This window comes from Mesoterricola sp. MK458 (assembly GCF_055384935.1).
The window spans coordinates 4218517-4231529 of record NZ_AP045075.1 but is presented as its reverse complement, the minus strand read 5'-3'; the positions used below and the strand labels follow the sequence as shown (position 1 = coordinate 4231529).

The 13013-nt window shown below is 71.4% G+C and carries 11 protein-coding genes; 5 read left to right on the top strand and 6 right to left on the bottom strand.

Translation table 11 applies throughout. From position 1 onward, the window contains the following. Position 1: 1 nt before the first annotated feature. The 4 genes from metK to ACZ5LB_RS18545 all read right to left on the bottom strand — a co-directional run bounded on the left by metK (position 2) and on the right by ACZ5LB_RS18545 (position 6214). Positions 2-1174, bottom strand: coding sequence for a methionine adenosyltransferase (gene metK / locus ACZ5LB_RS18560; protein WP_464603689.1), 1173 nt, complete (start codon positions 1172-1174; stop codon positions 2-4). Positions 1175-1351: 177 nt separating this feature from the next. Beyond that, positions 1352-1912, bottom strand: coding sequence for a DinB family protein (locus ACZ5LB_RS18555; protein WP_464603688.1), 561 nt, complete (start codon positions 1910-1912; stop codon positions 1352-1354). Continuing rightward, a complete protein-coding gene (locus ACZ5LB_RS18550) occupies positions 1909-3639 on the bottom strand; it encodes a sodium:solute symporter family protein (RefSeq protein WP_464603687.1) in 1731 nt (576 codons plus the stop codon). Before ACZ5LB_RS18550 ends, ACZ5LB_RS18555 begins: the two co-directional genes overlap by 4 nt. A 106-nt stretch (positions 3640-3745) precedes the next feature. Next, positions 3746-6214, bottom strand: a complete 2469-nt coding sequence (locus ACZ5LB_RS18545; RefSeq protein WP_464603686.1) for a PIG-L family deacetylase — start codon at positions 6212-6214, stop codon at positions 3746-3748. 257 nt (positions 6215-6471) lie between these two features. Between ACZ5LB_RS18545 and ACZ5LB_RS18540 the strand changes: the two genes are divergently transcribed. Then, the gene (locus tag ACZ5LB_RS18540; protein WP_464603685.1) at positions 6472-7476 is read left to right on the top strand and encodes a manganese-dependent inorganic pyrophosphatase; all 1005 of its coding nucleotides are present in this window, start codon (positions 6472-6474) and stop codon (positions 7474-7476) included. Here ACZ5LB_RS18540 and ACZ5LB_RS18535 read toward each other — a convergent pair. After that, positions 7469-8458, bottom strand: a complete 990-nt coding sequence (locus ACZ5LB_RS18535) for an MBL fold metallo-hydrolase (RefSeq protein ID WP_464603684.1) — start codon at positions 8456-8458, stop codon at positions 7469-7471. The two genes, ACZ5LB_RS18540 and ACZ5LB_RS18535, sit on opposite strands and share 8 nt — an antisense overlap. A 27-nt stretch (positions 8459-8485) precedes the next feature. Between ACZ5LB_RS18535 and ACZ5LB_RS18530 the strand changes: the two genes are divergently transcribed. From ACZ5LB_RS18530 to ACZ5LB_RS18520, 3 genes are read left to right on the top strand one after another with little or no spacing between them, the layout of a single operon-like run. After that, on the top strand, positions 8486-10090 hold the full coding sequence (locus ACZ5LB_RS18530; RefSeq protein WP_464603683.1) for a VRR-NUC domain-containing protein: 1605 nt from the start codon (positions 8486-8488) through the stop codon (positions 10088-10090). Beyond that, on the top strand, positions 10087-10734 hold the full coding sequence (locus ACZ5LB_RS18525) for an HD domain-containing protein (protein ID WP_464603682.1): 648 nt from the start codon (positions 10087-10089) through the stop codon (positions 10732-10734). Before ACZ5LB_RS18530 ends, ACZ5LB_RS18525 begins: the two co-directional genes overlap by 4 nt. Positions 10735-10778: 44 nt before the next feature. Next, complete coding sequence (locus tag ACZ5LB_RS18520; RefSeq protein ID WP_464603681.1) at positions 10779-11165, top strand: DUF6982 domain-containing protein; 387 nt, start codon at positions 10779-10781, stop codon at positions 11163-11165. On the opposite strand, the gene ACZ5LB_RS18515 is transcribed toward ACZ5LB_RS18520, so the two are convergent. Continuing rightward, positions 11152-12285 (bottom strand): aminotransferase class V-fold PLP-dependent enzyme, encoded by a 1134-nt coding sequence (locus ACZ5LB_RS18515; RefSeq protein WP_464603680.1) that lies wholly within the window; start codon positions 12283-12285, stop codon positions 11152-11154. The genes ACZ5LB_RS18520 and ACZ5LB_RS18515 overlap by 14 nt on opposite strands. A 61-nt stretch (positions 12286-12346) precedes the next feature. Between ACZ5LB_RS18515 and ACZ5LB_RS18510 the strand changes: the two genes are divergently transcribed. Next, entirely contained in the window at positions 12347-12940 is a 594-nt protein-coding gene (locus ACZ5LB_RS18510) for an exopolysaccharide biosynthesis protein (RefSeq protein WP_464603679.1), read from the top strand. Positions 12941-13013: the final 73 nt, after the last annotated feature.

Sequence of the window (13013 nt, the reverse complement as noted above, 5' to 3'; positions counted from 1 at the left end):
GTCAGGCCTTCACTTCCAGCCCCCTGAGGGCGGCGGCCAGGGCTTCGGCCTTGTCCGTGCGCTCCCAGGGGAAGCCGTCGCGGCCGAAGTGGCCGTAGCTGGCGGTGTCCCGGTAGATGGGGCGCAGGAGGTCGAGGGAGGTGATGATGCCCTTGGGGCTCAGGTCGAAGTGCTCGGCCACGAGCCGTTCCAGCTGCTCGTCGGAGACGGCGCCGGTGCCGAAGGTGGTGACCATGACGCTCACGGGCTTGGCCACGCCGATGGCGTAGGCCACCTGCAGCTGGCACCGGGAGGCCAGGCCCGCGGCGACGATGTTCTTGGCCACGTGGCGCGCGGCGTAGGCCGCGGACCGGTCCACCTTCGAGGGGTCCTTGCCGGAGAAGGCGCCGCCGCCGTGGGGGGCGGAGCCGCCGTAGGTGTCCACGATGATCTTGCGGCCCGTGAGGCCGCAGTCGCCCTGGGGGCCGCCCACCACGAAGGTGCCGGTGGGGTTGACCAGGTAGTCCGTGCCCTTGAGCCAGTCCGCGGGCATGACCGGCTTGATGATCTCCTCGATCACCGCCTCCCGGAGGGTCTCGTAGGGAACGTCGGCGGCGTGCTGGGTGGAGACGACGATGCTCTCGGCGCCCACGGGGCGGCCGTCGACGTAGCGCAGGGTGACCTGCGACTTGGCGTCGGGGCGGAGCCAGGCGAAGCGGCCTTCCTTGCGGAGCTTCGCCTGGCGCTCCATGATGCGGTGGGCGTAGTGGAGGGGGGCGGGCATGAACGCGTCGGTCTCGTCGCAGGCGTAGCCGAACATCAGGCCCTGGTCGCCGGCGCCCTGTTCCTTGTGGAGCCCTTCGCCCTCGGTGACGCCCTGGCTGATGTTCTGGGACTGCTTGTCGTAGCAGACCATGACGGCGCAGCCCCGGTAGTCGATGCCGTAGTCGGTGCTGTCGTAGCCGATGTCCCGCAGGACGCCCCGGGCGACCTGGATGTAGTCCACCACCGCGTTGGTGGTGATCTCCCCGGCCATGACGACCAGGCCCGTGTTGCACAAGGTTTCCGCCGCGACCCGGGACCTGGGGTCCTGGGCGAGGCAGGCGTCCAGCACCGCGTCCGAGATCTGGTCGGCGACCTTGTCGGGGTGGCCTTCGGAGACGGACTCCGAAGTGAAGAGATAATGGCTCGACATCATGACTCCGGGGGCTGCGTGGGTTTCAGGTTCTTCTCCTGCGCATGGGACCGTTGGGTCCAGGGCACCGCAGCTTCCTGCTCGGTTGCCGACCCCTCGCGGGGCACTCGACATGCACTGCTATTCTTGGGCCGTCCCCCGGGTTTGTCAACTCACCAAAGGCAGGCGGGCGGCCCCTTAACGGCTGGCCGGCGGCACGATTCCATTCATGCGGAGGTACACGACGATCTGGCCGTAGTGATCCATGGTGTGGGCCAGAAGGATGTTCGCCAGGGCGACCCTGGAGGTGTCGCCATCGCCGAAGGGGGACTTGACGGCCACCAGCGCGTTCCGGTCGGTGATGGACTTCAGCGCCTTGTGGACGTATTCATACGAGCCCTTCAAGTAGGCCAGGACCTCCGCCTTGTCCTTCAGGGCCGCGGGGCCGTCCCCCTTCCCCACGTCCACCGGGGGCTTCTCCCCGAGGATGACCGAGCCCACCCAGTAGTTGATCGCGCCCACGTGCCTGGCCTGGGCGGCCACGTCGCGCACCCCCTTGAACTCGCCCGCGGTGGGCACGAACGCGAACTTCGATTCGGGCATGGCTTCCAGGGCGGGGACGAACTCCTTCTCGGCGTAACCGAGGGAGGCGTCCAGGGTCGCGCCCAGCGGCTTTACGATCTTGGGGGGTTCGGCGGTCTGGGCCGTGAGGGCGGGTGCGGCGAGGAGAGCCGCGAGGACGGTGGCGTTCCTGATCATGACAATCTCCTTGGATCCGGGGACGGGGGGGCGCCGGACGGGTCCGCCCCCGCGAGGACGCCGCCCAGCTTCTGGAACAGCATCGACAGGGCCACCACCAGCACGCAGCCGACGACGTTGTACCAAAGGAATGAGATGCCGCTGAAGACGAAACATGCCAGAACGGCGGCCTCGGCCACCACCGCGGCCCAGAACGCGCTGCCCCCCCGGACCCACTTCACGTAGAAGGCCACCAGGAAGATGCCCAGGATGGTCCCGTAGAAGAGGGAACCCAGGATGTTCACCGCCTCCACCAGGGAGCCCAGGCGGCTCGCGTATTCCGCGAAGGCGATGGCGAAGCATCCCCACCCAAAGGTGGCCAGCCGCGACACCCACATCTCCCTCCGGGTGTCGGCCCCCCCCGCGTATCGGCGCCACAGGTCGACCACCGTGGTGGCGCCCAGGGCGTTGATCTCGGCGGACATGGAGGACATGGAGGCCGAGAACACCGCGGCCAGCACCAGGCCCACGAGGCCGGCGGGGAGGTTGTGGAGGACGTACCACAGGAAGACGTAGTTGGTGTCGCTGGGATTCAGGGTGGGGTCGGCTTTGCGCAGGACGCCCACCGCCTCGACCCGCTTCTGCGCGGCCCTGGCGTCGGCGGCCAGCAGCTCCTCCCGGGCCGCGGGCAGGGAGCCCTCCCCGTGGCGGGCGCGGATGAAGTCCTCCGCCCGGGCAGAGCGTTCCGCCAGGGCCGAACCGTAGGCCTCCTGGGCCCGGCGGAATTCGGGGGCGGCCTCGCCGGCCAGGACGCGCTGGACCGGACCGGGGTTGAAGAACACCGGAGGCGGGGTGAACTGGTAGGCCACGAACACCATGGCGCCCACCAGGAGGATGAGGAACTGCATGGGCACCTTGAACAGGCCGTTGGCCAGGAGCCCCATGCGGCTCTGGGCCACGGAGCTGCCCGACAGGTAGCGCTGCACCTGGGACTGGTCCGTCCCGAAGTAGGAAAGGGCCAGGAAGAACCCGCCCACCAGGCCCGACCACAGGTTGTAGCGGTTCTGGAGGTCGAAGGAGAAATCGATGGCGTTGAGCCGGCCCAGGCTCCCGGCCACGTGCAGGGCGTCCCCGAAGGAGACCCCCGGCGGCAGCCGGAGCACCACCATCACGCCCGCGCCGGCCATGCCGCAGGTGATGATCAGCATCTGCCAGCTCTGGGCCCAGGAGACGGCGCGGGTGCCCCCCGTGACCGTGTAGATCATCACCAGGGAACCCACCAGCACGAGGTTCAGGTGGATGTTCCACCCCAGCAGCACCGACAGCACCAGGGCGGGGGCGTAGATGGTCAGGCCCACCGCCAGCCCGCGCTGCACCAGGAAGAGCACGGCGGCCAGGGTGCGCGTCTTGCCGTCGAACCGCTCCTCCAGGAACTGGTAGGCCGTGAACACCTTGAGCCGATGGAACAACGGCACCGCGGTGATGGAGAGCACCACCATGGCCAGGGGCAGCCCCAGATAGAACTGCACGAAGCGCATGCCGTCCACGTAGGCCTGGCCGGGGGTGGAGAGGAAGGTGATGGCGCTGGCCTGCGTGGCCATGATGGACAGGCAGATGGTGAACCACCGCGCGTCTCGGTCCGCCAGCAGGTAGCCGGTGGAGTCCTTGTGTCCCCGCCCCTTCCACAGGCCGAAGAGCACCACGAAGGCGAGGCAGCCGCCCAGGACGGCCCAGTCCAGCCCGCTCACGAGAAGGCCTTCCCGAACAGCCGGAACAGCAGGATGCACAGGGCCAGGTTCAGGAGAACCAGGCCGTATAGCCGGGACCACCGTCCCAGTATGGGAGGCGGCTCGTTCATGGGGCGGTCTTCAGGGCCAGCAGGTTCGCGAAGAGCCGGTAGGCCCCGGGCACCCCGTCCGGCAACTGCCGGAAGAAGGCCAGGCCCGTGTAGACGAAGTGTCCCTTGCCGTGGTTGGCCACGAGGAGCCCCCCCGCCAGAGGCTTCTCGCCCGTATCACCCGACGCCAGGACAGCCTGGTAGCGCGCGTCCCAGTCCCGGGCGAAGTAGAGCCCGCGTTCCTGCACCCAGCCCTCGAAGTCCGCGGCGGTGATCCGGTTGGGCACGTTCAGCACGGGACTGGAGGGCGCCAGGAAGGCCACGGGCGCGGTCTCCTCCGTGACCCGGTCCCGGGAGACCTTGAACGGGAAGGGCCCCAGGTCCGGCGTCACGAGGCCCTGGTCCACGGCATAGAGCACCACCTCGGTGCCCCCCCGGGCCACGTAGTCCAGGAGCCTGCCCTTGAGCTGGGCCAGGCGGGGCCGGGTGTTGAAGGCCCGGATGCCCACGACGATCGCGTCGTAGGCGTCCAGGTCGCCCCCGGCGAGGTCCTCGTCGGAAAGCAGGTCCACCTGGTACCCCAGGGGCCGGAGCGACCGCGGGATCTCGTCGCCCGACCCCATGACGTAGCCGATGCGGGAACCCCCGCGCCGGAGGTCCAGGCGCGCCACCTTCGCCCGGGCGGGGGGGAACCAGGTCTGGATGGGGATGTGCGGATAGTCGATGCGCATGCGGGAAAGGGCGGGCTGCGCCGGCCCCCCCACGGCCACGGCCACCTCGAGGTACCCGGTGCCGGGCGTGGCGGGCGGGGTGAGGACGGTGACCACCTTGCGCTCGTCCCCGGCCCGCTCCAGGGCGAAGGGGATCTCGGCGGGATCGGCCTTCCAGCCCGCGGGGGGCAGGAGCTTCACCACCCCGGAAACCGGGCCCCGGGCCGCCGCGACGTCGAGGGTGACCGTGCGGGGGGCGCCGTCCCCGAGGATCTGCACCGGGTCCGCGAGGTTCACCAGGACCGGCGGCGCGATGGTGAAGGCCTGGTAACGCTCGCCCAGGACCGGGTCCCGGAAGCGGTACTGCACGGGCACCTTGAGGTCGAAGGGAACCCCGCCGGCCTCCAGGTGGAAGGTGGCCTGGAAGGCGGCGGGCCCTTCGGGAAGCCCCGCCAGGGGGGAGGGGGGCGCGGCCCCGGTTCCCAGCCACGCGGGCCGGGAGGGCGGCATCCCCGCCGGGACGCGCAGGGCCCGCGTCTCCTTCAAGGGCTCGTTGGGGGCGAGCTTCCGGTCCAGGGTCACCGAGGTCCCGTCCAGGACGAGGCCCTTGACCCGCACGGCCCCGGTGGCCCGTGCGACGAGGGTGGCCGTCACGGGGACCTCCTCCCCGGGCGTGGCCCCGGGGCGCGCGGTGATGGCCTCGGCCCAGAGCCCGGCGGCGCAGCGGATGGCCTCCACGAGTTCGTCCCGCTTCACGTCCACCCAGGGGTCGGCGGGCACCTTCTCCAGGGCGGCCTTGGCCTCGAGCAGGAGATCCAGGGCCGCGCCGGGCCGTTCGGGGCGGTAGGCCGCGCGGGCCCGGGCCAGGATGGCGCCCACGGCCTCCCCGCCCCGCACCCGGCCCCAGGTGAGGTCCACGCCCTCGAAGAAGCCGCTCCTGGCGGGCTCGCCGGCCAGGGGCTCGAAGTACTCCAGGCGCGAGCCGCGGCTGGGCACGGCCCCGAAGCCCTGGCTGCGGTGCATGCTCCGGCTCTCCGCGGCCAGCTCCGTGAAGGACTTGCCCAGGACGGGGTCGTAGGCGCCCACGTCCAGGGTCAGGAAGGAGCCGGGCTTCATGGCGTCCCGCTCCTCCTGGGGGCGGAAGCTGTTCCACAGGATGCGCCGGGCCTGCCAGGGGCGGACCCGGTCCAGCTGCTCGGGGAAGGCGCGAGGGTCCGCGGCGGCCCGGAAGGCCTCCAGGGCCAGCATGGCGGAGGCCGTGTGGTGGCCGTGGGTGGTGCCGAGGGTGGGGGAGAACCGGGTGATGATGACGTCGGGACGGAGCCTGCGCACGGTCCAGACCACGTCGGCCAGGGCCGCGTCGTGGCCCCAGATGGAAAGCGTCTCCTCTGGAGTCTTGGAGAAGCCGAAGTCGGTGCAGCGGGTGAAGTACTGCTCGGCGCCGTCCAGGTGCCGCGCGGCCAGGAGCTCCTGGGTGCGGATGAGGGCCAGGCCGTCGCCCAGTTCGGGCCCGATGAGGTTCTGACCGCCCCCGCCCCGGGTCATGGAGAGGTAGGCCGCGCGCACCTTGGCGCCCTGGGAGAAGGCGGCGAGGGCCGCCGTGTTCTCGTCGTCGGGGTGGGCCGCGACGTACAGCACCGTGCCCAGCACCTGGAGCTTGTCCAGGAGCACCTGGAGCGCCGCCGCGTCGCGCACGGGTTCGGGCTGCGCGAGGGCCGGGGAGGCTGCCAGGGCCGCGCAGAGGCAGACGTTCAGGTTCAAGGGCATTCGGATCATTCGGCCATCCCGGCGTGGAGGAAAGGTGCCCGACAAGAATAGTCAGATTTGGGCATCCTTCAAAAGAAGGATCATGCGGGCCCCCGCGCGGCCCGTGCGGAATTCCGCAAGGCCGGAGCTCCGGCCCGGTACCACCGGACCCGGCGCTCCCCGGCCCCAGGCCCTCCGGGAAATCCGCGGCCTTGGCACATGCCTTGCTGGGATCCGGTGTCCCCTTGGACTGAACGAACGCCCTCAACCCCACCCGTGGAGCTTCCATGAACCGCTTTGTCTCCCTCCTGCTGGCCGGCGCCCTCGCGCTAGGCGCCGGCCTCCCCTCCTGGAGCCTCGAACCCAAGCCCGCCCAGGACGTCCTGGTCGTGGGCCACAGGAACCCCGACACCGACAGCATCATCGGCGCCATCGCGGTGGCCCGGCTCAAGACGAAGCTGGGGATGCCCGCGGCCCCCATCGCCCAGGGCCCCGTCAACCCCGAGACCCAGTACGTCCTGGACACCTTCCACCTGGCGGCTCCGCCCGTGGAAACGAAGGTGGCCGGACGCAAGGTGATCCTCGTGGACCACTCCGACTACCCGCAGGCCCCCGCCGACCTGACCAAGGCCGACGTGGTCGGCCTGGTGGACCACCACAAGCTGGGCGGCCTCGCCACCGAGAAGCCCCTGGAAGCCTGGGTGTTCCCCGTGGGCTCCACCTCCACCATCGTCGCCCGCATGTATGCGGCGGCCAAGGTTCCCGTCCCCAAGGATCTCGCCGGCGGGATGCTCTGCGCCATCCTCTCGGACACCGTCATCTTCAAGTCGCCCACCACCACCCCCGAGGACCGGGCCACCGCCAGCCGCCTGGCGAAGGTCGCCGGCGTGAAGGACATGCAGGCCCTGGGCCTCAAGCTCTTCGAGGTGAAATCCCAGGTCAAGGGCGTGCCGGCCATGGACCTCCTCAAGCGCGACTTCAAGAGCTTCGTCATGAACGGCCGCAAGGTGGGCGTGGCCCAGCTCGAGGTGGTCGACCTGGCCATCCTGGCGCCCATGCGCAAGGACCTGCTCAAGGCCATGGTCGAGCTCAAGGCCGAGGGCTACCACAGCCTCCTGCTCATGCTCACCGACGTCATGAAGGAAGGCACCGACCTCCTCCTGGTGTCCGACGACGAGGCCATGGTGGACGGGGCCCTGGGCGCCAAGTCCCAGGGCGGAACCCGGTGGCTCCCCGGCGTCATGAGCCGCAAGAAGCAGGTGATCCCCAATCTGGAAAAGGCCTTCAAGTAGGACGGGCCGTCCCGGCGGAGGGCGCTCCGAACGCCAGCACCTCCCCCACATCCAGCACCCGCAGCAACCCGGAGGCGGAGCCCGCCGCAGCGGTCAGGCGCCGCAGGGGCTCCCCCCGGGGTTCGTCCGAAAGGTCGAAGGTGCCGTAGTGCATGGGAATGAGCGTGCCGGCCCCCAGGTCGTGGAAGGCCTGGAGGGCCTCCTCGGGGTTCATGTGGCTGGGCTGCATCAGGAAGGGCGGATCGTAGGCGCCGATGGGCAGGAGGGCGTAGTCCACCGGGCCCACCTGGTCCCGGATCTCCTTGAAGTGTCCGTTGTAGCCGGTGTCCCCGGCGAAGTACAGCGACCGCCCTCCCCACTCCACGAGAAAGCTCCCCCAGAGGGCCGCGTTGTGGTCGTTCAGGCCCCGCCGGTGCCAGTGCTGGGCGGGCAGGAGGGTCACCTTCAGGCCGGGCCCGGTGTCGAAGCGCTGGTACCAGCCCGCCTCCTGCACCGCCATGGAGGGATTCGCACGCCGGACCAGGTCGCCCAGGCGCAGCGGGACCAGGGCCGTGAGCCCCGGGCCGGCGAGGCTGGCCAGGGTGGGCAGGTCCAGGTGGTCGTAGTGCCCGTGGGAGACCAGGACGTAGTCCACCGCCACCCCGGCCATGTCCATGGGCACCTCCGCCAGGCGCCTCAGGAAGCGCGGGCCCTTGAGGACGGGGTCCAGCAGCAGGGTCCGGCCCGCGGCCCGCAGCAGGAAGGAGGCGTGCCCCAGCCACACCAGGCAGTCCTCTCCGGGCAGGGCCTCCAGGGGCCGCACCGCGAGGCGGAAGCCGTCCTGACGCTTTTCGCGCGCCTTGGGGTTCCGGGAGAACCGCCACTTCAGCACGGGCCAGAAGGAGCGCCCCACGGGGGACATGTAGCGCTCCAGGAACCGGCCTCCGCGGAAGGTGTTGCCCGGGTAGCCGTGGCGGATGGTGTGGAGATCGGGGTTCATCATGGCGGCACTTTCCGGGAGAATCCCTCCATGGAGGACCCCTACTATCTCGTGAATTTCCAGTGCGTGCTGGAGGATGTGCGCGCCCGGTGCGCCGACCTGCTCCGGCCCGGGGAGGCCGCGCGCCTGGAAGCCTTCCTGGGGCTGTCCGGGGACGCCCGGCGCCTCTACGTGCGCATGCTCACGCGCAAGGGCCCCTGGTTCCGCCCCGGGGACCTGGCCTACCCCGAGATCGGCCCCGGCGCCCTGGGGGAGCTGGCCGAAACCGGCTTCCTGGCGGGTCCGGAGGCGGCCTCCCGGGACGACCTGGCCGCCCTGCTCCGCAAGGCCGAGCTCGAGGCCCTCCTGGCCGGGGCCGGCCTCCCCTTCCGCCGGGCCGAGCCCCGCGCGGACCTGGCCGGGCGCGTGCCCGAGGCCCTCCTGCGGGCCTCGGCCGACGCGGTGGCGCCCCTGGGCCGGGACTGGGCGCGCCTGCTCTTCCTGCTCTTTTTCGGCAACCTCGAACAGGACCTCACCGACTTCGTGCTGGCCGAGCTGGGCCACGTGCGCTACGAGGCCTACGCCGTCGACCCCGCCTGCAGGCCCTTCCGGGACCGGGAGGAGGTGGACCTCCTGCTCTCCCTGGACGGACTGCGGGACGCCCTGGAGGCCGGCGAGGACCTGGCGGGGATCACCGCGGCGCTCCTGGCCATGGAGGGCCGCGCCGGGATCCGTTCCCAGCGGCGCTATCACCGCATGCTGGCCGAGGTGGGACGCACCTGGGAGCGCCGGGGCTCTCCCGACGCCGCCCTGGCGTGCTTCGGGCGGTGCGCCCTGCCCCCGGCCCGGGAACGCACGGCCCGCATCCACCTGGCCCTGGGGCGCCCGGAGCTCGCCGCCGCCACCGCCCTGGAGATGGCCGAGGCCCCGCTGGACGTGGCCGAGGAACGCTTCGCGGGCCAGTTCCTGCGCCGCCTGGCCCGCCACGACCCGGGGGCGGCGCGGTGGGCCGAGGGTCATCCCCCCGATCCCCCGCTGCCCGAAGTGCGCCTCCGCGTGGCCCGGCACCCGTCGGGCTCCGTGGAGCTGGCGGCCCTGGAGGCCTCGGGCTGGGAGGGTTTCCACACCGAGAACACCCTGTGGACCGCCCTCTACGGCCTGGCCTTCTGGGACGTCCTCTTCGCGCCGGTGCCCGGCGCCTTCCAGCACCGGTTCCAGCTGGGTCCCGCGGACCTGCGCACGCCCCAGTTCGCCCTGCGCCGCCGGGAGGCCATCGAGGCCCGGTTCGCCGAACTGGAGGCCCCCGGCGCCCCCCGGCGCCTGATCCTGGCCCGCGCGGAGGAGAAGCGCGGCATCGCCAACGCCTTCGTGAACTGGAAGGCGCTGGGCCCGGGCCACCTGGAGGCGGCCCTGGCGACCCTGCCCCAGCCGGCCCTGCTGGCCGTGCTGCGCGCCATGGCCCCCAACCCCGCGGCCTTCCGGAGCGGGTTCCCGGACCTCTTCCTGCACCGGGAGGGCCGCTGCATGGTCTGGGAGGTGAAGGGCCCCGGCGACGCCCTGCGGCCCGAGCAGGAGCGCTGGATCGCCCTCTTCAACCGCGCGGGCCTGGACGCCCGGGTCGCGTGGGTGCGTTACTTGGATGGGGAGGAACCATGAACCTGGATCCCGAATCCTGGGAGCGGCGCTTCGAGGCGTTCTGGGCGGAGGCCCCGGACGGGGACGGGGCCCACGACGTGCACCACCTGCGCCGGGTGTGGCGCTCGGCCCGGAGGATCGCCGCCACCGAGCCCGGCTCGGACCTCCTGGTGATCCTGGCCGCGGCCTACCTCCACGACCTGGTGAACCCGCCCAAGGATTCCCCCCTGCGCTCCCGGGCCTCACGGCTCTCGGCGGAGAAGGCCGTGCCGCTCCTGGAGGCCATGGGCTTCGACCCGGACCGGGCCCGGGCGGCGGGGCACGCCATCGAGGCCCACAGCTACTCCGCCGGCATCCCCCCCGCCACCCTGGAGGCCCGCATCCTCCAGGACGCCGACCGCCTCGAGGCCCTGGGCGCCATCGGCCTGGCCCGGTGCTTCTACACCGGCGGCAAGATGGGCACCGCGCTCTGGGAGGCCGGGGATCCCCTGGGCCGCTCCGGCCGCGCCCTGGACGACCGCGCCTATTCCGTGGACCACTTCCCCCTCAAGCTCATGCGCCTGCCCGACCTGATGACCACCGCCGAAGGGCGCCGCCTGGCCCGGCGCCGGGCCCGGGTCCTGGCCCTGTACCTGGCCCAGCTGGAACGGGAACTCCTTGACTGACGCCCGAAACATTGTTCAATGCTAGGCAAGCCAAAGGAGGTCCCATGAACAAAGTGGTCGCCCACTTCCTGGACGGTTCCTTGGCCAAGGGGCTCACCGTGGACTTCGTCGCCACGAAGGACCGCTTCCACCTGGTGGTGGACGGCGCCCCGCCCCGGGAGATCCTCCTCTCGGAGCTGAAGGGGCTCTTCTTCGTGAAGGACCTGGAAGGGGACCTGGGCCACGCCAAATCCAACCTCTTCCACCCCGGCGACATGAGCCCCGGCCGCCGGATCCGCGTGGACTTCAGGGACGGGGAGACCATGCTCGGCACCACCCAGGCCTACACCCCCGGGCGTGCGGGCTTCTTCGTGGTGCCCGCCGACAAGAAGTCCAACACGGAGCGGGCGTACATCCTGTCCTCGGCCACCCGGGCCGTCACCTTCCTGTGAGGGCGGCCACCAGGGCGTCGGCGTCCCGGTCGGTGTTGTAGGCCTGCGCGGACATGCGCACGAAGATCGAGCCCTTGTGGGAGGTCACCGGCACCTCGATGCGGTGGTCGCGCATGAGGGCCTCCTGGAGCGCGGCGGGATCCCCCGCGGGCACCGGGATGATGGCCATCTGGGCGAAATCGGCGTCCTCCGCGGGCGGGGTCAGGCCCGTGGCCGCGCAGACCCGGTGGAGCGTCTCCACCACCAGGCGGTGGCAGCGCCGGCGCTCGGCGTCCCATCCGTTGCGCGCCTGGAAGGCGATGGCCGCGGGGACGGAAAGGAAGGGCGACAGGTCCCGGGTGCCCTGCCACTGGAGCTTGCGCTCCATGGGCGCGGTGCCCGTGTAGCTGTCGTTGGCCGGCAGGGCCAGGTAGCCCCAGCTCACCGTGGTGGCGTCCAGCATGGCCTGGTGCTCGGCCCGCACGTGGAGGAAGGCCGAGCCCTTGGGGGCGCACAGCCACTTGTGGCAGTTGCCCGTGTAGAAGTCGGCGCCCACGGCCTCCAGGTCCAGGTCGAGCTGGCCCGGGGCATGGGCGCCGTCGATGACGGTGAGGATCCCCGCGGCCCGCGCGCGCCGGCACAGCTCCTCGATGGGGAAGATGAGGGCGGTGGTGGAGGTGACGTGGCTGAGGAAGAGCACCCGGGTGCGGTCCGTGACCTTCTCCCACACGCGGTCCGCGAATTCCCCGCTCCGGAAGGGCAGCGGAATCTCCGCGCGCACGTACCGCGCCCCGCAGCGGGCCGCAGCGAAGGCCCAGGCGCCTTCGCAGGCGCCGTACTCGTGGTCCGTGCCCAGGATCTCGTCGCCGGGCTCCAGGGGCAGCGACCGCGCCACGGTGTTCACCCCGTGGGTCGCGTTGGGCACGAAGATCAGGTCCTCCCCCCGGGCGCCCAGGTACCTTCCCAGCTCCGCCCGCGCCGTGGAGAGGAGCCCGGCCGAGCGCCGGCCCAGGAACGCCACAGGGTTGGCCTCCATGGCCTCCTGCCAGGCGCGGCTCGCGTCCAGCACCTCCCGGGGGCAGGCCCCGAAGGAACCGTGGTTCAGGAAGATGGTGGAAGGGTCGAGGAGGAATCGCTGCATGGGGTGTCTCCGCTCCGTTGCCATTGTAGTGCGCCCCCGGAGCACTGTAGCCTGGAGGGCGATGGCCCCCCGCCCCTTCTTCTCGGTCCTCCACGACCTCCTGGATCACGAGCGGGACGTGCGCCTCGGGGAACTCCTGGATGCCGCCGGGGAACAGTCCTACGGCCTCCTGATCCTGCTGCTGGCCCTGCCCAGCCTCGTGCCCGGGGTCAACACGGGCCTGGCCCCGGTGGGAGGCGCGGCGGTGATGGCCATCGGATTCCAGCTGGGCCGCGGCGTTCCCCACCCCTGGGTGCCCCAGCGCATCCTCGCCCTGCCCATCCACAAGGGCGCCATCAAGGGCGCCCTGGCCCGCCTGGAGGGGCTCCTGCTGCGCTGGTCCAGCCGCACCGCGGAACGGCACCCCCTGGGCCGCAAGTGGATGGGCGCCGCCCTGGCCTGGACCGGCTTCCTCCTGGCCGTGCCCCTGCCCCTGCCCTTCGCCAACATCATTCCCGCCGCCATCCTCTGCCTCCTGGGCGCCGCGCTCCTGGAACAGCGCCAGGACTGGGCCTGGGCCGCCACCCTCGCCAGCCTAGGGACGTCCCTCTACTTCGCGCTGTCGGCGAACGTGGCTTTCAGGATTATCAAGGCGTTGCGGAATCTGGTGAGCTAGGAAGGTAGTGATCGGCATCCCCCAGACTCAATGACGAGGTTTGGCTAGGCGGAATGCTGCTGTACGGCCCAGG